Origin of the sequence: Xanthobacter autotrophicus (assembly GCF_030015065.1) — a bacterium.
GTDB lineage: Bacteria > Pseudomonadota > Alphaproteobacteria > Rhizobiales > Xanthobacteraceae > Xanthobacter > Xanthobacter autotrophicus_D.
The window spans coordinates 1-26,532 of record NZ_JAIVFN010000069.1 but is presented as its reverse complement, the minus strand read 5'-3'; the positions used below and the strand labels follow the sequence as shown (position 1 = coordinate 26,532).

Annotated in this window: 23 protein-coding genes, 1 tRNA gene and 4 pseudogenes; 11 read left to right on the top strand and 17 right to left on the bottom strand. The window is 65.2% G+C overall.

Features of this window, described 5'->3' with window-relative positions; translation table 11 throughout:
- The first annotated feature begins 192 nt into the window (after nt 1-192).
- Both K9U40_RS14515 and K9U40_RS14510 read left to right on the top strand, forming a co-directional pair.
- Complete coding sequence (locus K9U40_RS14515; protein ID WP_282641308.1) at nt 193-1,383, top strand: FIST signal transduction protein; 1,191 nt, start codon at nt 193-195, stop codon at nt 1,381-1,383.
- 6 nt (nt 1,384-1,389) lie between these two features.
- A complete protein-coding gene (locus K9U40_RS14510) occupies nt 1,390-2,772 on the top strand; it encodes a hybrid sensor histidine kinase/response regulator (protein WP_282890870.1) in 1,383 nt (460 codons plus the stop codon).
- A 59-nt stretch (nt 2,773-2,831) separates the two neighbouring features.
- On the opposite strand, the gene K9U40_RS14505 is transcribed toward K9U40_RS14510, so the two are convergent.
- The 4 genes from K9U40_RS14505 to pedF all read right to left on the bottom strand — a co-directional run bounded on the left by K9U40_RS14505 (nt 2,832) and on the right by pedF (nt 6,869).
- Complete coding sequence (locus K9U40_RS14505; RefSeq protein WP_282641310.1) at nt 2,832-3,506, bottom strand: response regulator transcription factor; 675 nt, start codon at nt 3,504-3,506, stop codon at nt 2,832-2,834.
- 88 nt (nt 3,507-3,594) lie between these two features.
- Nucleotides 3,595-5,370 carry a PQQ-dependent methanol/ethanol family dehydrogenase gene (locus K9U40_RS14500; protein ID WP_282890869.1) on the bottom strand — a complete coding sequence of 592 codons (1,776 nt, stop codon included), beginning with the start codon at nt 5,368-5,370 and terminating at the stop codon, nt 3,595-3,597.
- Nucleotides 5,371-5,581: 211 nt separating this feature from the next.
- Nucleotides 5,582-6,412, bottom strand: coding sequence for a substrate-binding periplasmic protein (locus K9U40_RS14495; RefSeq protein WP_282641312.1), 831 nt, complete (start codon nt 6,410-6,412; stop codon nt 5,582-5,584).
- A complete protein-coding gene (gene pedF / locus K9U40_RS14490) occupies nt 6,402-6,869 on the bottom strand; it encodes a cytochrome c-550 PedF (protein ID WP_394107466.1) in 468 nt (155 codons plus the stop codon). The genes K9U40_RS14495 and pedF overlap by 11 nt, the downstream gene beginning before the upstream one ends.
- Before the next feature lie 244 nt (nt 6,870-7,113).
- On the opposite strand from pedF, the gene K9U40_RS14485 reads away from it, so the two are divergent.
- The 3 genes and pseudogenes from K9U40_RS14485 to K9U40_RS14475 all read left to right on the top strand — a co-directional run bounded on the left by K9U40_RS14485 (nt 7,114) and on the right by K9U40_RS14475 (nt 10,424).
- Nucleotides 7,114-8,334: an ABC transporter substrate-binding protein gene (locus K9U40_RS14485; RefSeq protein WP_282890868.1), complete on the top strand. Its 1,221-nt coding sequence runs from the start codon at nt 7,114-7,116 to the stop codon at nt 8,332-8,334.
- 34 nt (nt 8,335-8,368) lie between these two features.
- Entirely contained in the window at nt 8,369-9,346 is a 978-nt protein-coding gene (locus K9U40_RS14480; RefSeq protein WP_282890867.1) for a PQQ-dependent catabolism-associated beta-propeller protein, read from the top strand.
- A gap of 142 nt (nt 9,347-9,488) precedes the next feature.
- Nucleotides 9,489-10,424: pseudogene (locus K9U40_RS14475) on the top strand (IS5 family transposase).
- Between the two features lie 146 nt (nt 10,425-10,570).
- On the opposite strand, the pseudogene K9U40_RS14470 reads toward K9U40_RS14475, so the two are convergent.
- The 5 genes and pseudogenes from K9U40_RS14470 to K9U40_RS14450 form a co-directional block, all read right to left on the bottom strand.
- Nucleotides 10,571-11,074 (bottom strand): annotated as a pseudogene (locus tag K9U40_RS14470) (IS630 family transposase); the annotation flags it as partial.
- A gap of 36 nt (nt 11,075-11,110) precedes the next feature.
- A complete protein-coding gene (locus tag K9U40_RS14465) occupies nt 11,111-11,992 on the bottom strand; it encodes an IS4 family transposase (protein ID WP_282890866.1) in 882 nt (293 codons plus the stop codon).
- Between the two features lie 380 nt (nt 11,993-12,372).
- Nucleotides 12,373-12,989, bottom strand: a pseudogene (locus K9U40_RS14460) (winged helix-turn-helix domain-containing protein); the annotation flags it as partial.
- A 67-nt stretch (nt 12,990-13,056) separates the two neighbouring features.
- A complete protein-coding gene (locus K9U40_RS14455) occupies nt 13,057-13,899 on the bottom strand; it encodes an ABC transporter permease (RefSeq protein WP_282890865.1) in 843 nt (280 codons plus the stop codon).
- Nucleotides 13,896-14,645: an ABC transporter ATP-binding protein gene (locus K9U40_RS14450; protein ID WP_282890864.1), complete on the bottom strand. Its 750-nt coding sequence runs from the start codon at nt 14,643-14,645 to the stop codon at nt 13,896-13,898. Before K9U40_RS14450 ends, K9U40_RS14455 begins: the two co-directional genes overlap by 4 nt.
- A 534-nt stretch (nt 14,646-15,179) precedes the next feature.
- On the opposite strand from K9U40_RS14450, the gene pqqC reads away from it, so the two are divergent.
- The 3 genes from pqqC (at nt 15,180) to K9U40_RS14435 (ending at nt 16,796) form a co-directional block, all read left to right on the top strand.
- Nucleotides 15,180-15,941 carry a pyrroloquinoline-quinone synthase PqqC gene (gene pqqC / locus K9U40_RS14445; RefSeq protein ID WP_282890863.1) on the top strand — a complete coding sequence of 254 codons (762 nt, stop codon included), beginning with the start codon at nt 15,180-15,182 and terminating at the stop codon, nt 15,939-15,941.
- A gap of 94 nt (nt 15,942-16,035) precedes the next feature.
- The gene (locus K9U40_RS14440) at nt 16,036-16,425 is read left to right on the top strand and encodes a pseudoazurin (RefSeq protein ID WP_349239435.1); all 390 of its coding nucleotides are present in this window, start codon (nt 16,036-16,038) and stop codon (nt 16,423-16,425) included.
- A 284-nt stretch (nt 16,426-16,709) separates the two neighbouring features.
- Nucleotides 16,710-16,796: transfer RNA gene (locus tag K9U40_RS14435), tRNA-Leu, on the top strand.
- A 425-nt stretch (nt 16,797-17,221) separates the two neighbouring features.
- Here the strand turns inward: K9U40_RS14435 and pqqE are convergent.
- From pqqE to gspM, 8 genes are all read right to left on the bottom strand, one after another.
- Nucleotides 17,222-18,358, bottom strand: a complete 1,137-nt coding sequence (gene pqqE, locus K9U40_RS14430) for a pyrroloquinoline quinone biosynthesis protein PqqE (protein ID WP_282641327.1) — start codon at nt 18,356-18,358, stop codon at nt 17,222-17,224.
- Nucleotides 18,359-18,363: 5 nt separating this feature from the next.
- Nucleotides 18,364-18,654, bottom strand: a complete 291-nt coding sequence (gene pqqD, locus K9U40_RS14425; RefSeq protein WP_282641318.1) for a pyrroloquinoline quinone biosynthesis peptide chaperone PqqD — start codon at nt 18,652-18,654, stop codon at nt 18,364-18,366.
- Nucleotides 18,651-19,556 carry a pyrroloquinoline quinone biosynthesis protein PqqB gene (gene pqqB / locus K9U40_RS14420; protein ID WP_282641319.1) on the bottom strand — a complete coding sequence of 302 codons (906 nt, stop codon included), beginning with the start codon at nt 19,554-19,556 and terminating at the stop codon, nt 18,651-18,653. The genes pqqD and pqqB overlap by 4 nt, the downstream gene beginning before the upstream one ends.
- A 25-nt stretch (nt 19,557-19,581) precedes the next feature.
- Complete coding sequence (gene pqqA, locus K9U40_RS14415) at nt 19,582-19,710, bottom strand: pyrroloquinoline quinone precursor peptide PqqA (protein ID WP_282641320.1); 129 nt, start codon at nt 19,708-19,710, stop codon at nt 19,582-19,584.
- Between the two features lie 414 nt (nt 19,711-20,124).
- Nucleotides 20,125-21,405 (bottom strand): type II toxin-antitoxin system HipA family toxin, encoded by a 1,281-nt coding sequence (locus K9U40_RS14410; protein ID WP_282890861.1) that lies wholly within the window; start codon nt 21,403-21,405, stop codon nt 20,125-20,127.
- Entirely contained in the window at nt 21,395-21,733 is a 339-nt protein-coding gene (locus tag K9U40_RS14405; RefSeq protein WP_282641323.1) for a helix-turn-helix transcriptional regulator, read from the bottom strand. Before K9U40_RS14405 ends, K9U40_RS14410 begins: the two co-directional genes overlap by 11 nt.
- A 135-nt stretch (nt 21,734-21,868) precedes the next feature.
- Complete coding sequence (locus tag K9U40_RS14400; RefSeq protein ID WP_282890860.1) at nt 21,869-22,549, bottom strand: hypothetical protein; 681 nt, start codon at nt 22,547-22,549, stop codon at nt 21,869-21,871.
- Nucleotides 22,546-22,986 (bottom strand): type II secretion system protein GspM, encoded by a 441-nt coding sequence (gene gspM / locus K9U40_RS14395; protein ID WP_282642963.1) that lies wholly within the window; start codon nt 22,984-22,986, stop codon nt 22,546-22,548. The genes K9U40_RS14400 and gspM overlap by 4 nt, the downstream gene beginning before the upstream one ends.
- 82 nt (nt 22,987-23,068) lie before the next feature.
- Between gspM and K9U40_RS14390 the strand changes: the two are divergent.
- The 3 genes and pseudogenes from K9U40_RS14390 to K9U40_RS14380 all read left to right on the top strand — a co-directional run.
- Nucleotides 23,069-23,320 (top strand): annotated as a pseudogene (locus K9U40_RS14390) (recombinase family protein); the annotation flags it as partial.
- Between the two features lie 400 nt (nt 23,321-23,720).
- A complete protein-coding gene (locus K9U40_RS14385; RefSeq protein WP_282642964.1) occupies nt 23,721-24,908 on the top strand; it encodes a DUF3047 domain-containing protein in 1,188 nt (395 codons plus the stop codon).
- Between the two features lie 126 nt (nt 24,909-25,034).
- Nucleotides 25,035-26,525: a sensor histidine kinase gene (locus tag K9U40_RS14380; RefSeq protein WP_282890859.1), complete on the top strand. Its 1,491-nt coding sequence runs from the start codon at nt 25,035-25,037 to the stop codon at nt 26,523-26,525.
- The last annotated feature ends 7 nt before the right edge of the window (nt 26,526-26,532 follow it).

Sequence of the window (26,532 nt, the reverse complement as noted above, 5' to 3'; positions counted from 1 at the left end):
CTCCCTGCCCTCCCCCGCAAGCGGGAGAGGGTTCTCCACCGCCCCCGGTCATCGCAACAGATTTTCAAACTGACCCACTACCACCGGTTCAATTTCCTTGCCTGCCTATGGCGCATCAGGGATAATTCCCTTTGGCTTCGGCCAACTAATAAGAATGGGCCGGCAAGATTGGCCCGCAATTGGGAGGAACGCATGGTGATGCTCACTCACCTGAGGGCGGAGAAGTGTGGCGCGTCCGTTCCGGTCGTATGGGATGGAGGTGTGGTTGCGGCTTGGTCCAATCGCGCCAACGGGCGCGACGCCATCGCTGAGATTGCGGGCGCGGCGCGGGTGCACGACGTCGGATTCCTGCTGATCTTCGCCTCGTCCTACTATGACCCCCGCGACATCGTCGACGGTCTTGCCGCCCACTTTCCAGATGTGCCTCACGCCGGTTGCTCAACAGCGGGGGAGATCGGGCCCACCGGCATCGCCGATCGCAGCCTTGTGGCCCTGGCCTTCCCCAAGGACGACTTCGACATCGCGTGTTCCTATTTCGAGACCACTGACGATTTCAGCGTCGAGCTGGTCGCCGAGCTGGTCGCCGAGCTCTGCCACCGCCTCGATCTCGACCGGACGGCGGAAGCGGGGCACGGGTTCGCGCTCACCCTTCTCGACGGCCTAGGCCGGCATGAGGAGCTGGTTCTTGCCGCTTTGCAGGGGGCGCTGGACGACATCCCGATGGTGGGCGGATCACTCGGCGATGACCTCGCCTTCACTTCAACTTTTGCCTTCTGCGACGGGCGCACCTTCCGCGGCGCGAACCTGGTGCTGCTGATTCGAACCGATCGCCCCTTCGAGCTCTTCAAGTCCGACCATTTCCTGCCGACCTCGAGCAAGCTGGTGGTGACCGCCTGCGATCCCGACCTTCGGGTGGTGACCGAACTCAATGCCGAGTCCGCATGGCTCGCCTTCGCCGAGGCCGCCCATGTCGATCCGGATGTCCGCATCGGCATAAACTTTGCGGCTCACCCCCTGCTGGTGCGGGTGGGGGGCGAATATTATTGCCGTTCGATCCAGAAACTGAACGATGACAACAGTTTGTCGTTCTATTGCGCAATCGATACCGGCGTGATCCTGACCGTCGCGAAGACGAAGGACATGGTCGCGACACTTGAGGAAACTCTGTCAAGTCTCGAAAACAGGCTCGGCGGGTTGGACTTCGTGCTGGGCTTCGACTGCATCCATCGCCGGCTCGAAGCGGAAAATCGCCAGATCGTCCATCAGATTTCAGACATCTTTAGGCGTTTCCGTGTGTTCGGTTTTAGCACTTACGGAGAGCAGTATAATGCCATGCACCTGAACCATACGTTCTCTGGAGTTGCATTCGGCCGCCGGCAATAGTGTGAGATGCGTCACTCCGCTCTCGATCCGGCATCTACTCCCGATCTGCAAGCGCGGATTGCCGAGCTTGAGCAGCGCGTCGCGAAGCTCGAGAAGATCAATTCGGTCCTGATCGATCGCGCAGAACGGGCGGTGGACAACGGCCAGGGAAGCGCCTTCTCCCTATTCCAGACCGCCATCGGCCTTGAGCGACAGGTGCGCGAGCGCACCTGTCAGCTCTCGCGGACGCTGCGCCGTCTGGAGCAGGTCAACGCCGAGCTCGCCGATGCGAAGAACTTGGCCGAGCGGGCGAGCCGCGCCAAGACGCGCTTCCTGGCCCAGGCGGGCCATGACCTGCTGCAGCCCCTCTACGCCGCGCGCCTCACCCTCTCGGCCCTCGACGAGGTCCAGACCAGTGACGAGGGGCACCGCCTGACGCTACGGGTCGAACGCGCGCTCTTCACCAGTGAAAGCCTGCTGAAGTCGCTGCTTGACATCTCCCAGCTCGATGCCGGCGTGGTGATCCCGCAGGTGAGCACGGTGGCGCTCGGGCAATTGCTGTCAGATCTTGCCAACGACTTCGCACCTATCGCCCATCTTCGCAATCTCGACCTCCGGGTGGTGCCATCCAGCGTCCACGTCTCCACCGATCCGCTGATGCTGAAGCGGATCCTGCAGAATCTCGTCTCAAATGCCCTGCGCTACACGGAGAAGGGGCGCGTGCTGGTGGGGGTCAGACACCGGCACGACTGGATCCGCATTGAGGTGATCGACACCGGCTCCGGCATCCCCAAAGACCAGCATTGCGCCATCTTCGACGAATTCCACCGCGGCAAGGGCGCGGCATCCGAACCGGAGGTGGTGGGGCTGGGGTTGGGCCTCTCCATTGTACAGCGCCTCATCCGCGCCCTCGGGCACCGCCTGGCGCTGGAGTCGGAGGTGGGTAGGGGCTCGAAGTTCTCCGTGGAGCTACCGCGGACCGAAGGGTTGCCGCTGCCCCTCGCCCAGCCGTTCGAGGATCATCCAAGCCAGGGCAGGGGCCTGTCCGGCGCCCTTGTCGTGGTGATCGATAACGATTCGGCGGTGCGCGAGGCCACCGCGGAGCTCATCAAGCGCTGGGACTGCAAGGCGGTTCCCATCTGCGACCTGAGCGAGATGGAGGAGGTGGTCGCCCAGCGTGGCCGCGCACCCGATCTGCTGCTGGTGGATTACCATCTCGACCACGGCTCCGGCCTCGACGCCATTGCTGCTGTCCACGCAAGCTGCGGGGTCGATGTGCCGGCCATCGTCGTGACTGCTGACTACAGCGAGGAAACCGAGGCCCGTGTCGCTGCCGCCGGCATCGAGCTGCTGCGCAAGCCGGTCAAACCAGCCGAGCTGCGCGCGCTCATGGCCCATTTGCTGGAGTAGGCGCGGAAAGAAGACCCACCAGGTGCCGGCCTGCACCCCGAGCTTTGCGCCGGCGTCGTTCAGTGCTGGTGGCCAGCGTCCTCGTCGAGGATCTGATTGAAATTAATCTTGGACGTTTCGATTACCGCTTGGGTGCGCGAGAGGACGTTGAGCTTGCGCAGGATCCCGGAGATGTGCGCTTTCACCGTCGTCTCGCCCACGTCGAGTTCATGGGCGATCTCTTTGTTGAACTTGCCCTGCCGGAGCATTTGCAGCACTCGCATCTGCTGGGATGTCAGGCTGGAGAGCCGCGCTATAAGCTCCAAATTCTCCGGTCTGCCGGAGGATGTCGCCCCACTTTCGTACCCGTCCGGCAGATAGACGGACCCGCCGATGACTTTCTGCACCGCCTGGGCCAGTTCCGCCTTCTTCGCGGATTTCGAGGCAAAGCCGGAAATGCCATAGCTCAGCGCCTCGCGGACGACACCCTGGTCATCAAGGCCGGAGATCATCAAGATCGGCAGACGGGGAAATCGTGAGCGGATCATCAGGAGGCCGTCGAAACCCTTGGTTCCAGGCATCGAGAGATCGAGCAGCGCAAGATCATAGCCGCGCCGCTGGCCCGAAATCACCTCGATGGCGGCATCGACGCTGGCGGCCTCGTGCATCTCGGCCTTGGGATAGACCGACTGAATGACCAATTGGATCGCTTCACGGAACAGCGGATGGTCGTCGATGATTAGGAACTTGTGCATAGCGCCTGCTCCGGTGCGGCGCCGGAGCTTGTCCGGCGCCGCATTGACCCAATCGATCGCCTCCGCTAGGAAGCATTCTCGGCTACCCTTATTTCGCAGCAACGGTCTTCGGCAGCTTGAAGGCCCACATAGAGCCGCCCTGGCTGATGTTCTTGATCAACTTGGCGACCTCGCCACCCCAGAGCGGAACTGCGCCACCCCACCCGGAGACGACGCCGACCCATTGCTCGCCGTCCTGCTCCCAGGTGATTGGTGACCCAACAATACCGGAACCGGTGTTGAACTTCCACAATTCCTCGCCGGTCTTCGCATCGAACGCCTTGAGGTAGCCTTCCGGCGTGCCCATGAAGACGAGGCCGCCAGCGGTGGTCAGAACGCCGCCCCACAGGGGCGCCTTGTTCTTATACTCCCACTTGATCTCGCCGGTCGCCGGATCGATCGCCTTCAGCGAGCCGATGTGATCCTCGAAGATCGGCTTGATGGTGAAGCCGGCGCCAAGAAAGGCCGCGCCCTTCTTGTAGGTGATCGGCTCGTTCCAGATGTCCATACCCCATTCGTTGGACGGCACGTAGAACAGCCCCGTCTGCTTCGAATAGGCCATCGGCATCCAATTCTTGCCGCCGAGGAACGACGGCACCGAGAACACCGACTTGCCGGGCTTGCCGGGCTCGGCCTTGGAGGGATCGCCGGGGCGGCTTTCCTCATTGTAGATCGGCCGGCCGTCCGGGCCGATGCCCTTGGCCCAGGTAATCTGCTTTACGAACGGCGTCGCCGAGAGGAATTTGCCGTTGGTGCGGTCGAGCACGTAGAAGAAGCCGTTGCGATCGGCCGTGGCGCCCGCCTTGACGGTGGCGCCGTTCTTCTTGAGGTCGAACGAGATGAACTCGTTCACACCGTCGAAGTCCCAGCCGTCGTGGGGCGTGGTCTGGAAGGCCCATTTGATCTCGCCGGTGTCGGGATCAAGGGCAAGCCGCGACGCCGTCCAGCGGTTGTCGCCTGGACGGGTGTAGGAGTTCCACGGCGCCGGATTGCCGGTGCCGAAGAAGATCAGGTTGGTCTCCGGATCATAGGTGCCGCCGAGCCAGGTGGCGCCGCCGCCGGTCTTGTACATCTCGCCTGGCCAGGTCTCGCCCGCCTTGCCGGTCATGGTGGAGGGCTTGCCGTCCAGCAGGCCCACGAAGCCTTCGATCACCGGGCGCGACCAGACAAGCTCGCCGTTCTCAGGGTTACGCGCCTCAACGCGGCCCACCGCGCCAAACTCGCCGCCCGAGACCCCGGTTACTAGCAGCGGGCCGCGCTTGGAGGGGACGATCAGGGGCGCGGCGGTATAGGAATAGCCCGCCTCGAAATCGTCGATCTTCTTGCGCCACACCACCTTGCCGGTTTTGGCATCGAGCGCAACGAGCCGGGCGTCGAGCGTACCGAAGAATACCTTGTCGCCGAGAATCGCCGCGCCGCGGTTGACCACATCGCAGCAGGGCAGGATGCCCTCCGGCAGCCGGGCCTCGTACTCCCAGAGCTTCTCGCCTGTACGCGATTCGACCGCGAAGATGCGCGAGTAGGAGGCCGTGACGTAGATGGTGCCGTCATAGACGATCGGCTGGGCTTCCTGCCCGCGCTGCTTCTCGCCACCGAACGAGAACGCCCAGGCGGGAACGAGTCCCTTGATGTTGTTCCTGTTCAGCCTGTCGAGGGGAGAAAAGCGCTGGCCCTGGACTCCGAGGCCATTGGTGAGCACGCTCTTCGGATTGTCCTGATCCTTGAGCAAGTCGGCGATGGTCGGCCCCTCGGCGTGCACCCATCCGACGCCGGCCACGAGCGAAACTATGCTCAGGGCCGCGAGTGCGAATTTTCTGATCGTCATGGAATGCGTTCCTCCTGGTGCGTTTCTCTTCCCTGCCGCGGGCGAGCCCCTGTCCGGTGCGCCTCTCCGGGCGTTCATCGATAGCCTGACGATGATACGCGCCCTGCCGCACCGAGTTTATTGCCAATAGGTGCTAATCTGCAGCCTCCTGCGATCATCGGAACACTGGCGGTTTGGCTGCCAATGCTTAGTGGTAGAACCTCTCCGGAGCTCAATTCGCGGGCGGCTGCCAAGTCACGTTGAACCGCGCATGGATGGCGGCAAGCCGGCCGTCCTTGGCCGCTTCGGTCAGCGCATCCTCCAGCGCATAGGCTAGGTCGTGCGCATCCACCCGCGTCGCGAGGCCAACCGGCCAAGAGGTCTTCACGACGCCGAGGAGCGGCCATTCCTCCACCGAAACCCGACGCCCGGCCTTCGCCGCCGCCCATTCCACTTGCGCCCGCGTCGCCATCAGGGCCGGAACCTCGCCTGAGGAAAACTGTGCCACCGCCGCCTCAAAGCTCGTCGCACGCCGGACATTGTCGGAGATCGCGCCGTTGTAGAGCGCTGAAAGCAGGAGATCGGCCGTGGAGCCCCCCTCCACCGCGATCTTGCGGTTGCGGAAGGCGCCGAAGCTCACGGCCGGAACGGCTTCGGGATCGACGACCACCGCCATGCGCTCCTGCTCGTAGGCGCAGCAGATCACCACCATGTCGTTGCGGAGGCCAAGCTCCTTGTCCACCGGCACATGCAGCATCACGTCGGCCATCACGCGGTCGACGATGTCGCCGCGCCAGACGTTGGCGCGCAGATCGCTGTCCACGTCCTCGCCGGGCATGCGCGCCAGGAACTTCGGCGCCACATGAAGATGCTCAGCGAGAAGACGGCCAATCTCTACGTCGATTCCGGTGAGCGTTCCGCTCTCCTCGAACGACCAAGGCGCAAAATTCCGATAGACAGCTATGACCAGCGTGCCCGAACTCAGAACGTCATCGAGCGGCCGGGCGGCGGCCGGCGCGGCGACAAGCGCCAGCAGCGCCACGAGCCAGAACCTATTTTTCACGGGTTTCGATATAGGAACGGATAGCCCACATCGCCTCCTGGTTCAGCACGTTCTCGAAGGGCGGCATCTTATAGGTACCGTTCTGCGAAAAGCCCCCGCGGATGCGGCTCATGAACCATTCATCGCCCTCTGCGCCGTCGTCGAGGTAGCGCAGATCCGGAGCGATACCGCCGGAGATGACCTGAAGCCCATGGCAGCGCGCGCAATTGGCAGCATAACCGTGCTCGCCAACCTCAATGGCCTTCTTGTACTGCTCGCCGCCCTTCAGGCGATAGGGGTTTTCCTTGAGCCAGCTAGCTCCGACGTTGTTGAGGCCGGCGGTGTCGACCGGCTGCGGGATCACATCGCCGTGTGCGCCAGCCGACCGCGGGCCAACGCCCACCAGAAGGCCGACGGAAACGGCGGCCATGACAGCGCCGATCCGGACAAGGTGCCATGCGGAAACACGAGTGAACATTAAATGCCTCCTCCCGAGGACAATGACCGCTTTCAATTTTCCTTCCCGGGATGCCCCGGGGCGGCTCTTTCGCCTTTAGTTTGTGAAGACCTGGAAACTATCGCCATCACCCCTTCGGCGTAAAGTTGTTCTTTGGTACAAAATTCACGCATCACAACTTGTGCTTGGGTCGATAATTGTCCCCTGGAACCGGAGGCGCGCCGGTGCTAGGCTGTGGCTGGAGAAAGACCTCGGATAAACAATAATGCAGAAGATACTCTTTTTTATTTTTATGTGCTGCCTTCGATTTTGCTGCGTGGCAGGAGCCGCACTGCCGCTGGCTGCTTTCCCGTTTTTTGGCAGTCGCGTAGGAGCAGCCCAGCTCGACATTCGCGTGTCGTTCATCACGCGGGAGGTGCCGGCCCTTGGATTCGAGGCCGAAACCCCGCCCCTACCGCCGAAGGGAGGGCTGGAAGGAGCCCGGCTCGGATTTCTCGATAACGCGGCGACGGGCCGGTTTTCCGGCCAGAGCTGGGTCCTCGGTGAGCGGAGCGTCCCCGAGGACGGCCGTCTGCTGGACGCGGTCAAGGCGGCGCTAGACGCCGGTGAGCGCTACCTGATCATCGATGCACCGGCCGACGAGGTGCTGGCAGCGGCCGATCTCGCCAAGCCCGCCGGCGGGCTTGTGTTCAACTCCGGCGCCCCCGACACGCGCCTCCGGGAGGCGGACTGCCGGGCGAACCTCTTCCACACGCTGCCCTCGCGCGACATGCTCGCCGACGCCTTGATGCAATATCTCGCGAAGAAACGCTGGAGCCATCTCCTGCTGGTGCGCGGCCCCGAGGCGGGCGACGGCCTGCTCGCCGATGCCTTCCGCGCCTCCGCCGTCAAGTTCAGGCTCAAGGTCGTCGCCGAGAAGATCTGGGCCGACCCGACCGATGGACGCACCGCCTCGCAGGAGATCCCGGTGCTGACCCAGGCCGGCGATTATGACGTGGTGGTGGTCGCCGACGAGACCCGCGATTTTGGTCGCCAGTTCCCCTATGCTACCTGGCTGCCCCGGCCAGTGGCCGGCTCGACCGGCCTGACGCCCACGGCCTGGAACGACCGCGTCCGCGGCTGGGCAGCAGCGCAGATACAGGACCGTTTCATGAAGATCAACGGCCGGGCGATGGATGCCTACGACTACGCCGCCTTCATGGCCGTACGCGCCCTCGGCGAGGCGGTCACCCGCAGCGGCTCGACCGAGCCGGGAACGATCGCCGCAGCGCTGACCGCGCCCGCCTTTGCCCTCGGCGGCTACAAGGGGGCCATGGCCACATTCCGGCCGTGGAACCGGCAGCTGCGCCAGCCCATCGCGCTGACCCACGGCGAGGGCGTTACGGCCTTCGCCCCAATTCCTGGCTTCGAGCATCGGGTCACGGAGCTAGACACCCTCGGGCGCGACGCGCCGGAGACGAAGTGTCCGTTCCCGTCACCCGAATAACAGCCCGGTCGACGACCGCAAGATCTCTGGAGGAATGCCCGTGCCGATCCGCTGCCTCGCCCTCATTGCTGCGCTCACTGCGCTCGCCCCGCCTGCGTCCGCCCATCTGCTCTACGTTTCCAGCGAGAAGGACAACAAGATTTCCGTGGTCGATACCACCAGCGGGAAGGTTATCGACGAGATTCCGGTCGGCCGCCGGCCGCGCGGCATCACCTTTTCGTCGGACTTCTCCAAGCTCTATGTCTGCGCCTCCGACGGCGACACGGTCCAGGTGGTCGATGTGGCCACCAGGAAGGTCATCCACAACCTGCCGTCCGGTGCCGATCCGGAGCAGTTCGCCTTACATCCAGACAACAGGCGCCTGATCATCGCCAACGAGAACGATGCCATCGCCACCATTGTCGATGTGGACAGCCGCACTGTCGCGGGCCAGGTGAAGGTGGGCGAGGAGCCGGAGGGCGTCGCCGTCTCCCACGACGGGCGCTTCGCCATAGTCACCTCCGAGACCACCAACATGGCCCACTGGATCGATCTCGCCTCCCTCACCGTGACCGACAACATTCTCGTCGGTCCCCGCCCGCGCTTCGCTATCTTCAGTCACAACGATAAGGAGCTGTGGGTCTCCTCGGAGATCGGTGGCGCGGTGGCGGTGATCGAGACCGCCAGCCGCGCCATCCGACGGAAGATTTCCTTCAAGATCCCGGGCGTGTCCAAGGACAAGGTCCAGCCGGTGGGCATGCGCATGACCCGCGATGGTAAGTATGTCTTCGTCGCGCTCGGCCCGGCCAACCAAGTGGCAGTAGTGGATGCCAAGACCTACGAGGTCATCAAGTACATCCTGGTGGGTCGGCGCGTGTGGCATATGGATCTGACCCCGGAGGAGGACCGACTCTGGGTCACCAACGGCGTCTCGGGCGACGTCACCGAGATCGACGTGCCCTCGCTGACGGCGGTGCGCACGGTGAAGGTGGGGCGCTATCCCTGGGGCGCGGCGATCCGGCCAACCAAGTAGGGCGGCTCCCTGCGACGCGGGGCGGAGGAGGCCTCTCGGCGGCTGGATCGCGCGTTACGTTATGAGACCTGTGCGCGGATAGTTCTCGACGATAGCCAGCTGACATGATTCACTCAATCAACGCAATGGATTGAGGTGTTCCATGTCGCGGCGGCGGATCGGGCAGGAGAGCTTCGGGTTCGGCGATGCGGGGCGTCGGCATTCTTCCTTGGACGATCTGGCGACGTTGATCGACTGGGCTTGCGTCGATCTGCGGCTCGCCGATATCTCCTGCGCGGCGAAGGGCGAGCCGGCTTGGCTGCCTCTGGCGCTGTTCAAGGCGCTGCTGCTCGCCGTCTGGTACGACCTGTCGGACGTGAAGCTCGCCGAGGCTCTCGACGATCGTGCGTCGTTCCGCCGGTTCTGTGGTTTCTCCGGCGCCGAGCCGACGCCGGAACGCACCGCCTTCGTTCGCTTCCGCAAGGCGTTGACCACCCGAGGGCTCGACGAGGTGTTGTTCGACGATGTGACGGCCCAGTTGAAGGCCAATGCGGTGCGGGTGAAGACCGGCACGCTCGTCGACGCCACCATCATCGCTTCCGCCAGCAAGGGCGACGAGGAAGCGCGGTGGGTCAAGCACAAGCGCAAGCCGGCGGTTCATGGCTTCAAGGCCCATGTCGGTGCCGACGCCGACACTGCGCTGGTCGAGGAGATCGCCATCACCCCGGCCAACGTTCATGACGGCAAGGCCGGCGGCGGCGCCCTTCCCGACGATCCCGGTCAGGTCTTCGCCGACAGCGCCTACCGCGGCGAGACGTTCCGGGCGGCCGTTCGGGGCAAGGGCGGAACGCCACGCATCGTCGCCACCCACATGTGGGGGCATGACGAGCAGGAGACCCTGGCCCGGCTCGATGCCTGAAACCAACCGATCCACCGGATCCGGGGCCGGATCGAGAAGATCTTCGGGACCTGGAAGCGATCCTATGGGCTCCGGCGGATCCGATGGTTGGGTTTGGCGAAGGCTTCCCTGCAGATCCGCCTCACCGCAATCGCCTCCAACATGAGACGAACCCTGAGCATCCTCGCAGCTGCCGCGTAGGGGAGGTTCGAGAAGTTGCCGACCTCCGGCGTCGGTGATCAACAGAGGGCCGGCATCCTCACCAGCAACCCGCCAAAGACCGCATTCCATTCATCAAATCAGCACGATAAGCCAACCGCGCACAGGTCTCGTTATACCAACGGCCCTTATGAATGACCGATATGCGCCCATTGGCGCATGCCGATGGATGTGATGGTTTCTGGGTTTTCGGTGAGGCTGCGCCACGCCTCGCAGGCGGCATCGACGATGTCGGCGTAGGTCTCGAAGACGCGGTTGGAGAGAAAGTTCGATCGCAGATATTGCCAGATCTGCTCGACCGGGTTCATCTCCGGCGAGCGCGACGGCAGGAAGATCAGCGTTATGTTGTTCGGGACGGTGAGCATCCTCGTAGTGTGCCATCCGGCGCGATCGAGCAGCAGCACGGCGTGCGATCCCCGAGCAACCATGGTCGAGATTTCGTCGAGGTGCATCTGCATGGCCTCGGTACCGATATAGGGCAGCGTCAAGGCGGCACCGACGCCGCGCGCCGGGCAGATGGCCCCGAACAGCCAGGCATTGTCGTAGCGCTGGTCGGCGGGCTGGCGGGGTCGCGTTCCGCGCCGCGCCCATTGCCGGACGATGCCGTTCTTCTGACCGATCCGGGCCTCATCTTATGGGATGGTTCGCCTCCTCCCTCTGGCGGATAATCAGTCCGTCCAGCAACGGAGGTACATCATGCCGAAACGAAGGTCCTTCATATCTCGAAATCCCGGCTCGATCGTCCAGCGTTTGGCGTAATAGTTCATGATCTCGCGCGCTGTCGCCTCGGCGTTGCTGGCGGCCAGACACCAAGCCTCTTTCATATCCCTGGCCTTAACACAGACGACCGCCCCAACCTTGTGCCGGCCCGCCGTAACCTCGGCGTCGCGCAGCTTGCGCGCTCGTCCTCCCTTGCCTACCCACGCGGGGGCCGGGCGCGTTTGCCCATCGGCCGCGCTGACATGGATATTGCCGCGAAACCGGATGACATAGGCGAACCCCAACGTGTCGAGAAAGTCGAACAGCTTGGCGTCGCCGAAGCCACGATCGGCCAGAATCGTCACCGCGACACCCTCGGGCAACACCTGCGCCAGGCGGGCAAGGCAGAGGTCCTCGAAGTCGTTGCGCTGGTCCTTCAACTCGTCCTTCAAGACGCTCAGCCACAACAAGGGCGTGGCCCGCCCGTGGTTGGTGACGAGACTCAAGGCCAGCGTCGCCTGACCGTCAGCGTCGAAATCCGTCCAGTCCATGGCAACGACAATCGTCTTGCGCGCGCCAACAACTTCCGCCACCCACGAGGCGAACATGTCCCACACGACGACGCCCTGATTGCTCAATAGCCGATCGACCTGCTTGATGGCGTGCTTGCTCAGCAGGCCCCGCGCTTGGGCCAGGGATTGGCCGATCATCGACACCGCAAGCGACGCGCCCGTCATGACGCCGAGCGCGCCATTGGCAAGTGACATCACGCGCTTGGCGTGAAGATCGTCGGCGAATATGCCATCGAGATATTTTTTAACAAATTCAACGCGCTTGATCGGATGGTTCATGGCCACGCTTCGCTGGGATGGAATTCTCGATGCGCGTCATTTGTCCACGAAATTTGGCCAATATGAGTCCCTGCGAAAATGAGGGGATTCATGAGGTCGCACGTGTCATTTGGGCACTTTTAACCCACAATACGATTTTCGAACCGCGCCCTGCATAAGGCTTGTTCGAATGACTTGCGAGAGGAAAACGATGGCACCGTGGATATGATCAGATGCGCAACCTGATGGTTCCAGTAGATTGTTTCTCTGCTTCAACTGGATATGCGAAACCTGGTGGTGGCAGGAGATCAAAGGATCTGGTCGTCTTGTAAGGAACGCATCCCAGCGGCTCCCATTGTGGCTCGGGCATGATCTGCCCTCAAACAAGCCGGATACGCTGAAGCAGGGTCTTCTGGGCCGTCGTTTCTTCTTGCAAACCGGAGGTGAACCATACACTGGAACCAGACCTCGATGCGGCGCCCCTTCGGCAGGTGCCCGACGTGAGCGTTCAGGGTGCGGGAGAAGTTTTTTTGAAGTCCTCCATGACCTCGGGGTCCTGCCCCGGGTGACGGGGGCGGGCGCTGATGTGCGAGAAGCCGATCACCTTGAGGATCTTGCCGATGGTTCGCTCGTGGTATGCGACGCCGAAGCGGTCCGCGACGACCTTCCTCAGGTCGAGTCGCCGCCACCGGACGACGCCGTGGACCCTGCGATCCGGGCCGGTCTCGACGATCTCAGCGAGTTCGGCCAGCTGCGCCTTCGACAGCCGGGGCGGATGGCCCTTGGAGCGGATGTCGCGCAGCCCGTCGGGGCCGAGCGCGTTGAAGCGGTGAACCCAATCGCGCAGGGTCTGACGATCCATGCCACCGATCCGAGCCGCCTCGGCGCGATCCATCCCATCAAGGACCGCTGCCAGCGACAGCAGCCGCCGGCTCTGGCTGGCGTGTTTCGAAGCAGCGGCGAGCCGCCGCAAATCCGAAGCCGAGTAGTCCGTCCGAAGCTTCACCGCAGAGGCCATGGCGCGAATCCTCCCCGCACCATGGAATCAGCGATCGCACTCAACCGAAAGCCCCAGAGAGTCACCCTCAATGGCCGTTGGTATAATTGCGCGCCAGCGCCCGGAAGGTCGCGGCGCTGCGCGCGGGATTATAGGCCGCGACCGACCATGCCAAGGCGACGAGGCTCGCCCCGGCAACCACCGCAAGGCTGGTCCACGCCACCTCATTATAGAGGGCGAAGCGGATCAGCTCCACCGCGTGGGTGAATGGGTTGAAGCGGCAGATGAAGGCCAGCAGCGGGCTCGATTCTTCGATCTTCCAGATGGGGTAGAGCGCCGAGGAAGTGAAGAACATCGGAAAGATCACAAAGTTCATCACGCTGGCGAAGTTCTCGAGTTGCTTGATCATGGAGGAAAGAAGCAGGCCGATGGCGCCCAGCATGACACCGGAAAGGATGAGGGCTGGCAGCGCCGTCAAATAGCCGAAGGCCGGCGCCTTCACCTCCCAGAACCAGGCGATGGCGAGAAAGACATAGACCTGCGCCACCGCGACGATGACCCCCGCCACCAGCTTGGCGATCAGCAGGTACCAGCGCGGGAACGGGCTTGTCAGCAGCACGCGCATGGATCCCATCTCGCGATCGTAGACCATGGCCAGGGATGACTGCATGCCGCCGAAGAGCAGGATCATCGCCGAGAGGCCGGGCGTGACATAGACCTCATAGAGCACGTAGGTCGCATAGGGCGGGATGATCGACATCCCCATCACCGTCCGGAAGCCCGCGGCGAAGACGAACAGCCAGACCAGGGGACGCACCAGCGCGGAGAGGAAGCGTCCGCGCTGCATCACGAAGCGCAGCATCTCGCGCGTCAGGATGCCGAGGAAGCAATGGACCCAGGCGCTGGTCCCACCGCTGACCCGATCGCTCATGGGGCAACCCTTTCTGTCAGCCGGCGGAAGCCTTCGCCGAGGGAGCCGGCCTGCGCCAATTCCTGCGCGATGCCGTCGAACAGCACGCGGCCCTGGTGCAGCACCGTCACCGCGTCGCTCGGCACGATCTCGTCGAACAGATGGGTGGTCCACAGGACGCCGAGGCCCCGCTCGGCCACCAGCGCGCGGACGAGCGCCACGATGTCTGTCCGGGCGGCCGGATCGAGGCCCGCCGTCGGCTCGTCGAGCACCAGCACGGACGGCTCATGGATCAGCGCCCGGGCGATCTCCACCCGGCGCTGCTGACCACCAGAGAGAGTGCGGACGGGATCGTCCCGGCGCGAGGCGAGGGCAAAGCGCTCGAGGATGTCGAGCGCGCGCGCCCGGACGACCTTGGGGGGCAGGCCACGCAGCGCGCCGTGATAAGCGAGATTGCGCAGCACCGTCAGGTCCGGATCGAGCGTGCGCGCCTGGAAGACGATGCCGAGACGGGTGAGCGCCATGATGGGGGTCCGGGCGATGTCGTGGCCCATCACTGCCATATGTCCTGTCCGGGTGTGAAACAGCCCCGTGATCAGGGAAATCAGGGTGGTCTTGCCCGCGCCGTTGAGGCCGAGGAGCGTGTGAAATTGGCCCGGGCGCACCGCAAAGCTCACCCCTGACAGAACCTTCCGGGCTCCATAGGCATAGCTCACGCCGTCCACGCCGAGCACCGGACCTGCTTCGACCAAAGCCTCTAGGGTCAAGGAACACTCCGCACAATCGAGCCCGGCGACGGGCTTCATCGGCACCGCGAGCCTGTCAGCCGCTGCCGGGATTTTCAAGCGTGCGCGGCGGCGTCATCGTCAATGCGCGTCGCGTTTAACACCTTCCACGCACGCCAACAACAGAATCGCGCAGCCTTCCAGAAGATCGCACCACCTGGCCTGTATAGATTTTGTACTTTCGGTCGAATCGACCTTGTTCGCGTTGACGGCATTTCGACCGGCTGTCAGCATTCCGGCGAATCCACACGTGGCGGTCGGGGCCGTGAAGGCCACGATCGACCTGAGGTAGACGGACGGGAGCTCGAGAGGGCCCTCTTGCGACAGATCAAAGCGCGTCGCCGCGTCCCTTGTCCCGGCCCCATGCGCAAGACGCAGCGGTCGAGCCAAGGCGGGCCGCGCGGAGCAGCCGCGGCGAGCGCTGCCGCCGGGCGTAGGACCGTGGCCCCCGTGCATCAGGGCACGGAACGCGGGCAACGGGCCGTGTTCGGCCCGCGACGGCAGGGAGATCTGGCCATGAACAAACACTTCATCCTGGCGCTCGACACGGGATCGGCCCCCATGAGCCCCGCTGATCTGGAGACGGCGCTACGCGCCATCGGGACCGAGCGCTACCACGACCTTCACCCCTTCCATGACCTGCTGCACGGCGGCCATCTGGACAAGGGGCAAGTGCAGGCCTGGGCGCTCAACCGCTACTGCTATCAGGCCGCCATTCCGCGCAAGGACGCCTCGCTCATCGGCCGCTGCGAGGACCGCGAGCTGCGACGCGAGTGGCTGCATCGTGTGACCGATCACGACGGCAACTGCGAGGACCCGGGCGGCATCGAGCGCTGGCTGATCCTCACTGATGGGCTCGGGCTCGACCGGGACTATGTGGTCTCGCAGCAGGGCGCCCTTTCCACCACGCGGTTCGCGGTGGAGGCCTACGTGCGTTTCGTGCGCGAGAAATCGCTTCTGGAGGCCGTCGCCTCCAGCCTGACGGAGCTGTTCGCCCCCTCGATCCATCGCCGCCGCATCGCCGGCATGCTGAAGAACTACAGCTTCATCGACGAGACGGTGGTCGCCTATTTCCGCCGCCGCCTCGATCAGGCGCCGCGCGATGCCCAGTTCGCGCTCGATTATGTGAAACGCCACGCGGTCACGGTCGAGCAACAGCGCGCGGTGCTCGCGGCGCTCACCTTCAAGACCGAGGTGCTGTGGGCGCAGCTGGACGCGCTGCACTACGCCTATGTAACGCCGGGCAACATTCCGCCCGGCGCCTTCCGCCCCGATTGACGCATGCCAAGCTCCCGGCACCGCCGGGCCAAAGGAGAGGATGATCATGATCAGGAAGCAGGCCCCCTGGCTCGGAATTGTCGCGGGATTGCTCGTGGCGGCGCCCGCGCAGGCCACCGATTTCCAGGTGAAGATGCTGAGCAAGGGCGAGAAGGGCATGATGGTGTTCCAGCCCGACGCCCTGAAGATCGCGCCCGGCGACACGGTGACCTTCGTTTCGGTGGACCCCGGCCACAATGCCGAGTTGATTCGCAATATGGCCCCGGAGGGCGCGGAGCCCTTCGCCGGTAAGCCGAGTGAGACCGTCTCGCATACCTTCTCCGTGCCGGGCGTCTACGGCGTCAAATGCCGGCCGCACTACGCGATGGGCATGGTGATGGCCATCGCGGTCGGCGAGCCGATCAATCTGGATGCAGCGAAGGCGATGAAGCATCCCGGCAAGGCGCAGAAGGTCATGGATACGGCGCTGGCCGAGCTGCATTGACGGACCCCCCTGGGAGACATTCGTCGAACTGCAGCGTTCCTCCCCCCCCCCGGGGCGGCACTGGCCGACCGCTTGCGACCATGGCTGGAAGCGGTCGGCCATTTTTCACCGCAAGGGGACCCTGAGCAGGGTGTCGCCGCAGCGGGGAGAAGGGAATAACCCTCTTGCGCGGACGGCGGGAGGGCCACCTGGACATGGCGTGGACCTCAAGGCATATGAGCACCCATGCAGCCGGATGGAATCGCGCGCCGTCCGCGCTTATGATGGACTATGATGGCGGCCCTGCGGGTGTGGCGGAACTGATAGACGCGACGGATTCAAAATCCGTTCTTGGTGACAGAGTGTCAGTTCGAGTCCGACCGCCCGCACCACTGTCTTCTCTTCACGCTGTCGCGGTCTTCGACCGCTTCGCTCCAGAGGGGTTCCGAACCGTCGGCGACGGCCATTCGGCGTTGCCAACCCCTTGGGTTCGAAACCGTTCCGCCAGAGCGCACCATTTCCGTTTGCGCGCGGCGCTACCCGCTGAGCGGCCACGCGGGCTCGACTGCGCTCCGTTTCGCTGCACCATCCTTTTCCCCTGTCCCGGTGCCGTAGGCGCGGCTTTGCGTGTGGGCGCGGGGCGTCGCGGCCCTCGTCCGGAACCCATCACGTGCTTGTCTGGCACGAAGGCCCGGCGGGCGGGGTCCATCGGGCGTAGGGCCTGGCGGATTTCGGGGATCCGGGTAGCCTGCGGCGCGACCGGGCGCTCGGTAGTCGCGGCAGGATCAGGCGGGGAGGGGTCCCTGATCTCCCGCCGTCACGCCGAGACGACGTCCTTCGCGGCGCGCCGGGGGATGTACGGCGGCGGCGCCGAGGTGCTTTCCTGCGTGGCGAGGGCGCTGATCCGCGCATGCTCCGGCGAGAAGGAGCAGGCGGGATCCGTGGCCGCGGCGTCTCCCGTGAGCGCGAATGCCTGGCAGCGGCAGCCGCCGAAATCCCATTCCTTGCGGTCGCAGGAGCGGCAGGGTTCCTGCATCCAGTCGGTGCCGCGGAACGCCTCGAAGGCCGGCGAGGCCCAGATCTCCGCCAGCGAGCGTTCCCAGCAGGAGAAGAACGTGAGGCCGGGGATGGTCTCCGCCGCGTGGCACGGCAGCACCTTGCCGGCAGGGGTGACGCTGATCAGACGCCGTCCCCAGCCGCCGCAGCAGGCCTTAGGGTAGCGCGCGAAATAATCCGGCACCACGAGGTCGATGGCGAGGCGCCCCTTCAGCTCCACCTGCGCCTTCTGCACCCTGCGGATGGTGGTGACGACATCTTCGCGGGCCGGCATCAAGGCGGCGCGGTTGGCCAGCGCCCAGCCGTAAAACTGGGTGTGTGCCACCTCCAGCCGTCGCGCGCCGAGGCGGAGCGCGAAATCGATCATGGCATCGGTGTCGTGGATGTTGCCGCGATGGATCACTGCATTGAGGGTCAGAGGCAGGCCGCAGGCGGTCACGTCGGCGGCGAAGGCGAGCTTGGCCTGATGGCTGCCGGCAAGGCCGCCGACGGCGTCCGCCTGCGTCTGGTTCACCCCCTGAAGGGAAAGCTGGACATGGTCGAGCCCGGCCTCGGCGAGAGCCGGCAGCTTGGCGCGGGCGGCGCCCACGCCCGAGGTGATGAGATTGCTGTAGAGGCCGAGGCGCCGACAGGCGGCGGTGATCTCCACGATGTCGGAGCGCGTGGTCGGCTCGCCGCCGGAGAGATGCACCTGCCGGACCCCGAGGGCCGCCGCCTCGGTGAGAACGCGCAGCCACGTTTCGGTGTCCAGCTCCTCGTTCTTGGAGACGAGGGCGAGGGGATTGGAGCAATAGGGACAGGCCAGCGGACAGCGATGTGTCAGTTCCGCGAGCAGGCCCCAGGGACGATACGCAGGCCCGCGAGATGCGGGCTCGCGCTGTGCCAATTCCGGCTGCATGGACATCACGCGGACTCCTGAAGATCCACCACCCGCTGCGCCACGAGGCGCTCGATCATGGCGATGATCTCGGCCTCCACGCGGGCCTGAGAAGCGGCATATTTCTGCGCCAGGCGTCGGGTGATGGCGGCGATGGAGGAAATGCCGTCCACCTCGTCGATGACGGCGACCGCCATCTGATCAAGCTCGAAGATACGCTCGGGGGCGAGCAGCAGCCAGATCCCCCGGGCCGAATCACGTTCCAGACGGACGCCGCGCGGCAAGCGTGGCACGCTGGCCGCCGTCACCGCCGTCACGGCGTGATCTCCATCCCGTCATGGGCCAACTCCCAGCCGGCGGCACGGACGGCTTCGTTCTCGAGGGAATCCTCAACGAGAACCGGATTGGTGTTGTTGATGTGCACGAAGATCCGCCGTCCCAGCGGGGTTCCGGTCAGCCGGGCGACGGAGCCTTCGGGCCCGGTCATGGGCACGTGGCCCATGCGCCGGCCGGTCTTGGTCCCGACGCCGGCGCGGATCATATCGTCGTCCTCATAGACGGTGCCGTCGAACAGCAGCACGTCGCCGCCGGCGAGCCGCTCTCGCACCGCATCGGTCACCTCGGCGCAGCCGGGTACATAGGCGATGCGGCGCCCCTCGCCTTTGAGGAGCACGCCCACCGTGGTGCCGGTGGTCTCGCCGACCACCGGCTCGCCGCGCTCCTGCCAGAGGGCCACCTTGCCGGGCACCGCGAACAACGTCACCGAAAGTCCCGGCAATGGCTCGACCGGCACGTCGAGTGCCACCGTGCGACGCGGAACGAGGGTGGGATTGACCACGTCGAAGACACCGTTCTGGGCGAGGGCATCCTGGGTTTCGGCGCTGGCGTAGAGGGCGAACGGCTCGGACTCGCGCAGCGACAGCAGGCCGGCGATATGGTCCACGTCGGCATTGGTCACGAGCGCGGCGGCCAGCGGCGTGTGGCGCAGCCCCTCGCGCGGGTGGAGCGCCGGCAGCAGCGCCATTTGCTGGCGGATGTCGGGGGACGCGTTGATGAGCAGGTAACGGGCCCCGTCGAGGGTCACGGCGATGCTCGACTGGGTGCGGGCCTTGACCATGGGGTCGCCGGCCCGCGCCCGTTCGCAGATAGGGCAGCGGCAGTTCCACTGGGGAACGCCGCCGCCCGCGCCTGAGCCGAGGATATGGAGCGTGAGGGGCATCAGAGGGCTCCGGCGCGCTTCCGGCTCAGTCGACGGTGTCGATATCGGCGGACTCGTAGCTGGTCACTTCCATGCCGAGGCAAATCTCGACCACCTCGGGGGTGGTCCATTCCGCGGCGGTGGCTTCGATCACGTGGGTCGTTTCCGTCATCATGTTTCTCCGTGTTGTCGCCCTTTTTTCCGGGCGCTGCCGGAGCCTGGGATCGTCTCCGGCCTCCGGATCGGGCGCCGAGGTGGCGCTCCAATCCTCTTCCTCGCGGTCGGGCGCTTCAACTGTCAAAAGGTCTAAAGACCTGCGTCAGGCGAACGGTTCCGCGGAAGTCCTCGGGGAAGCCACCTTCGGTATAAACGTCGAATGCGCTCGCGCCATCTGACGTTCCGCCAACGCTGCCTGAAAGGCTGCCGCTTCCAGGGCCTGATACGGGCGGTGACTCAATCATGGCGACGACCCGCTTTCGGTCAATTCCGATGGCATCATAGGCGCTGCTCTGCATCGCTACGACGGGCTTTCCACGACGAGCTTGAAGAACGGAGGCCAGGACGCCTTGTGTTCGTCGCGGAGCCCGCCTCATGCCAGCAGCGCCGCGAGCAAAGGCGGCGCTCCCTCGAAAGCGAAGGGATTGAGGAACTGCCGTCGCCACAACAGGTTTCTGTCGACTTCGCTCAAATCCGCTTCCGCGCAGATCACCGCCCACCGATCACGGATCACGGTGATCTGGTGCGCCGCCAAAGCCATCGCGTCTTCGCGAGAGAGGAGGAACAATGGAGCTGCATCGAGACACAGAGCGATCCGGCTCCACCGCTCATTGCCGGCGATCAGCATGGCCTGGGTTGCTTCGCCGCCCGTCCTGGCCTGCGGGCAGATATCATAGGCCGGTGTGAGCATCAGCCTATGGCCCTCCCAGAAGGCGGCATGATTGCGGGCGTGATCGTCGGTGTTGCCACACAGCACATTGAAAAGCATGCGGCTGAAGAGCTCCTTCAGCGTCTCCCTCGGCGCTACGAAACGGTGGCGGATGATCGTCGCGAGATCCTCATAGCTGGCATAGCGCGCCATCAACTCGTCGAGTTCAAGTAGGGTCAGCGCCGAGACCATCGCACGGCGCTGCCAGCCTTCCGTAGACTTCGCGCGATCAAAACGCTCGACCAGCAGAACATCCTTCCCGGCTGCGCGCTCCAGCGCTACGCGAGCGACATTCATGCCGCTCGCGGCCGCGAGGCGCATCGCCACATACTCGGCCTTGACGACGCTGTAGAGGTCGCTTTGCGAGGAGAATTTCGCGACATACTTGCGGTCACCCGACGCGAGCATCGCCTTCGGGCGCGCACCACCGATCGAGCTGCCGTGCAGCAACGCCCGGTCGAGTTCCGGAGTGAGCGGGAGACCTTTTTCGATGCTGGCCGCAGCGTTCATCAGTTCGCCAAGGGAGGCGGATGCCGCGTCGCGGGCGACGTATTCGGTCGCTGATGCCTGGAAATCCAGCGCCCCGATCCGGTCCGATCCGGACTCCAGAAGATAAGTGAGTTCGTCGAGCGAGGTGACGTCGATATTCTCTCCTTTCGCGCCGAACTTCCGGTTGAGGATCACGCGCCGTCCCCACGCATCGGGCGCCGCGTCACGGATGCAGCTCGGCATGTGCAGTCCGTTGAGGAGCGGCAGCACGCCCGCGCGCAAAGGCAGCTCGGGCGCATAAAGCGGGATGGCGTTCTTCCGCGCGAGATAGCTGCGTCCGTAGTTGAATAGCAGCTGAGCGCCCACCGCAGCGAGCCGGCCGGCGACGACCGGTTCAGTCTCGTCCGGCAGCCAGATCCAGACGAACGCCTCGGTCGGCCCCGCCTTAGAAATCATCCTTGGCCTCCAGTTTCGAGGGGTGCACCGCCTTGGGCAGGAGCGTCAGCATCGCCGCGTTGGCGCCGATCGCGCTTGTGAGCGCCCCCTGATCGGCATCGAAGAGCCGCACGCCCACCACGGCCGCCGCTTCAAAGACGGCGCCGATCGCGCAGCCGGGGTCGCCTTTCTCGATCCTTTGGACCAACCCACGCGAGATCCCGGCGCGTTCGGCCAGTTCCATGGCCGTGATCTTGCGCTCGATGCGGGCGCGACGGATGAGCTGCCCCAGCAGCAGAACGGCGTCGTGGCTGTAGCGGGAATAAGGACGGGTGATCGGCTTGGCCATCACCAAACGCTCCATAAATAGACCATTAGATAATTGACTGATCTGTTTATGACTTAAAGCCACCTACCGCAAGGGTCAAATGCCATCTCGATCCACAAATAATCCATACTATATAAAATGATCTGTTTATGGATCTTAATTGCCTCGCCTGCGACCGGGCTGGGAAGCGCGGTGCGTGCCCTCAAGGGCTGACCCCGTCAGTGGGGTAGGTCGTGCTGTGGTCAGTGCACTGTCCGGCGCCCGCTCGACCGGAACCGACCGGCCGACGGAAACGATCGCGCCGCTGCCCTGCCCGCGCGCGGACAGCACCAGCACCTCCGTTCCGTGGTCTTTCTCAAGTTCGGCGTCGCGCCGGCGTACGGAACGCAAAACCCAACCGTTGTAGCTCTCGCCGGTGCGCAGGCGCACCACTGAGCCCGTCGCCTCGATCCGGAAGATGCCGTAGGCGTCGCTCACCCCCACCACCGTGCCGATGAGGGCGACACGGGGCGGGTCAGGGGCTGTGGCTGTGGCAGAGGCCGCCGGGGCGGGCGGCGACGCCTTGAGCGGGGGTGACGGCGGCCGGCGAGACGGCGTGAACAGCGGCCGCGCGCGGGTCGCGGCGAGGCGTTCCAGCGGTACCGTCCGCACCGGATTTCCTCCCAGCGCCTCGGCGAGGTCGTGGGTCTCTGCCCCGGCGCGCATCTCCACCAGACCGGAGGCGATGGGTGGGTCGAACAGATCGGCCGCGTGCGCTGCCCCCTCCCCGCCGGTCCGCGCCGCGGCGAGGAGCAATGTCAGAAGGATAATCCGCAGCGCCCCCATGAGCGCACTCAAGGTGCCCCCTGCCAGCGGCCATAGACGGTGAAGCCGACCTTCAGCCGGCCGCCCGCGCTGTCGGAAGCCACCGTTCCGCTTTGTATCGCCAATTCGCTCACATAAAGGAAAGGCAAGCCGGCCTCGATGTCGTAGAGCAGCTTCTGCAGGTCCGCTTCCTCGATGTCGAGGCTGGCCTCGGCGGAAAGGAAGCCGGGTCCCCAACGCTGCCCCTCCACATCGAGGCGGGAGGAGGAAATGCGGCCACCGGAGTTTTCCACCGCGGATGAAAGACGCTCGATGAGCGCCGCGCCGGCGACCGTCGCCGCCACAATCTCGGTCTTCTCCTTCGCCGTCCACGATCGCCGCTTCCGATGACCCGTGATCACCTCGATCCGCCGATAATCATTGGCTTCATGCATGTCTTGATGCATGGCATCATCACCGTCGTTGTCCATCCGAACTGCCTCCTCGCGAAGCTCAGACGGATGATCCTCATCTCCTGCTCCCGCGGTAGGTGGGGCGTTCGTAGCGCTTACGGTCGACGTCGCCCGGCGCCGCGGCTTCCGGACCGTCGAGGTGATCGATGACGATCTCGGCCGGTCGGCGAGCGGCATGGTCGCGCGCCCCGGCTTCGAGAAGCTCGTCGCCGCGCTTTGCGCTGGCGAGATTGGCGCGGTGCTCTGCTTCGACGCCTCGCGGCTGGCCCGCAACGGCAGGGACTGGCATCACCTGCTCGAGCTGTGCGGGCCGGTCGAGGCGAGGGTCATCGACCTCGACTGCGTCTATGATCTCGTCCGGAACCGATCGCCGTGCTGGTCTGGCTGAAGTCTCGGTGCGCGAGATCCATAGGGCGGCAGGGCCAGACTGATCTCACAGGTCCGGGCGCAGTCGACAGCGTGACCGGGCGCGCGGCAGTGGCAGCGGGATTGAGCGGGGGAGGGAATCGCAGAGAACTCGGTCGCTGACCCGGTTTCCCTCTCGATGGGTTGGGTGCGCGGCCGAGCGTCCGTCATCGGCGGCGCGCCGCTTCACACAATCTTCTGACATTTCGCTAACGCCCTCCTGACCCCTTCTCCCGCGCCGTATCGTAGCGTGCGCCGAGGGGCTGTCCGGCCTTCACATCGGACCAAAAGGGGAAGTGCCAATGTTGTTATGCGGATGTTGCCCAGATCTGAGGCCGCCGAAGGAGATGGGAACGAGGCGCTCGTTCCTGACCGGCATGGGCGCCGCCGCCTTGGCCGGCGGAGCCTTCGCCACCGGCCTCACTCCGGCGCGCGCCGTCGGCGACGGACTCGGGGCAAGCGGACTGCCGGACGAAGGAGAGCGTGTTAGGGCCATTGTGGCCCTGCTGCACCAACGCGGTATTCCCGAGCTCGCCCGAGCCGTCCCCTTCGAGCTTCGCGGGAAGGACCTGCCGTGGATGAAGGAGCTCGGCGAGGTCAGGACGGGTCAGCAGGTGACCTTCCTTCTCGCCGGCCGCTGGTATCTCGCGCGGGCGGCGGACCTCTGGGTGGAGCCGGGGGTCGCTTTCCACGCCCGCGCCGACAAGGGCCAGCTCTATAATTCGATGGCGAACACCGGGACGATGACCGCGGACCGGGACGGCCCCCTCGCCATCGCCCGCTCCGCCGGAGAATGGGCCTCGCCCAACGGCGATCTCGCGACCCCCACCGATGTCTACCTTGCCGCCGAAGGCCGGATCGAAGGGGTCGCCCTCATATGGAACGGCGATGCGCGCACGGGCCTCGCCCGGCTTGCGGCCATGAGCGACGTGGCGGGGCTGATCCACGACGAGATCGCGCGGCTCGACAAGGTTCCCGTACTCCCGCCGGGCTGGAAAAGCATATTCCTCTTCGGCAACGGCGACGGCACCTTCCGATCCGGGCCGAATAGGGAAATCCTCTGTTCCACCCACAAGAGCGTTGGAATCGTGCAGCGTCCGGTGGCGCTGCAGCTCGCCCCCGGCGCCACCCTCGAATGGAGCTGGGTGGTCGATGAGCTTCCGGCGCCCACGCCGGAGGACGAGATTGGCACCCATGATTATCTGTCCATCGCCGTCGAGTTCGATGACGGGCAGGACCTCACTTACATGTGGAGCGCCGGCCTGCCGTCAGGCCACGTCTTCCGTTGCCCCCTGCCCCTCTGGGCGGGGCGCGAGACCCACATGGTGGTGCGGACCGGACGCGACGAACTCGGGCAGTGGCTCTCGGAAGCCCGTCCGGTCCATGATGACTACAAGGCCCATGTTGGCGGCGACGCGAGGCACATCGTCGGCGTCTGGCTCATCGCCAACAGCGTGTTCCTGCGGCGCTCGGGCCGTTGCCGGTACAGGAACATCGTCGTTTCCAGCAGCGGCTTGCGGCAGACGGTTCTCTAGATTCCGTCCGCGCGGCGACGCCCGAGAAGCCCCGGCCGAACGCCTGCCTCCTTCACCCGATTGCCCAAGGGTGCGGCCGGCGCGCACAATAGCGGCGGAAAAACGCTGGCGCTAACTGGATATTTTATGATGGCGATCATGGGGGATGAGCCTTCGGAAGAGACTCGCCGGTGGCGGAGGCACTGGCTCGCGCTCACGCTGATCGCGGTGCCGCTTGCGGTCATCGCCGCCATGGCGCTGCGAACGATCCACATAGAGCGGACGGCGGGCGAGGCGCGAAACCTGGCGGCGGCGCGAGAGCGGGGCGCAGCGGTCGGCAAGCGCCTCGAGGCGGCCGTGACGAAGGAGATGGAGGCAAGTGAATCGCTGGTGCTCGGCGCCCTGGCTGCAGGCACGAACGAGGTGGACGTGTTGCGCCGGCTCGTGTCCGACGGCGCGGTTGCATTTGCGGTGCACTTCCGCGGCGAGGGACGGGCCTTCCCGCCGGAGGACCCCACCGCAGCCCTGTTGCAGGAGATCCTGAAGCTCGCCAAGCTCGCGCCCGCCCTCTCCCTCGCCCGGTCCCACGCAAAGGGCGATGAAAGGGGCCTCGCATGGTCGGCGATCGACGACCTCCCCACGCTCGTCTCTTGCCGGGTGGTCGGCGAGGCGCAAACCCTCTGCCTCGCTCTGCCGTCTGATCAGGCACTGCGGTCCCTGGCGGAGGAGACGGCGTCAAATACCTATTTTGGGGACGCGCCCGTGGAGATCGTCGATCCTGGGTCGATGACACGGTGGCGCACTGCGCCCGAGGGCGGTCCGCTGGAGCCCGCCGCGAGCATCGATCTTGTCCGGCCGCTGGAGGGCTGGAAGATCCGTGCCGCGGCGGCGCCTTATCCCGCATTCGCCCATGCGGCGCTCGGCGCCTCCGTCCTCGCGCCCGTCGCCATCGGCTGGGGCGTGGCGCTCTGGAGCCTCTTCCGGAGACAGGCCGATGCCGCCGCCGAAGAGCGCCGCCGCGCGGAGTGCGCCGCGCGCCTTTCGCACGATCTGCGCACCCCGTTGTCCAACCTTCTCCTCTATGTCGATCTCATTGCCCGCCACGGCCGGGACACGGCTCCCATCGGCCGCTATTGTGCGGTGCTCGAAGAGGAGATCGCGCGCCTCGGGTCCATTGCCGAAGAAGCGGTGCACCAGGCCCGGGGCGAGCCCGTCCAGTCCGCCGGAACGGCGCCGCTCATTCTAGATGCAGTCGTCGGCGCGCTCATCGTCCGTTACGAGCCGCTCATGCGCGAGGCAGGCTGCGCTGTCGCCTTTTCGGGCGGCGCCGGGCGGCCGGCGCGCCTTGACGGCCGCGTTCTGGAGCGCATCGTCGTGAACCTGCTCGACAATGCCCGACGCCACGCGGCCGGCTCGCGCGTGAGCATCTCGACCACTCTCGAGGCCGAAAGGTTCATATTGCGGGTCCGAGACGACGGCGTGAAAGGCGGCGCAGGCGACACCGGGACTGCGCTCGGCTTCGGGCTCGGCCTGAAGGTCGTCGGGGAATTGGCAGCGACCTGCGGCGGGACATTCGCCGCCGACATCCGTGGCGGCGGCGCCAGCTTCGAGGTGGCCCTGCCGGTCGGGGAGGGCTGAGGGGGTG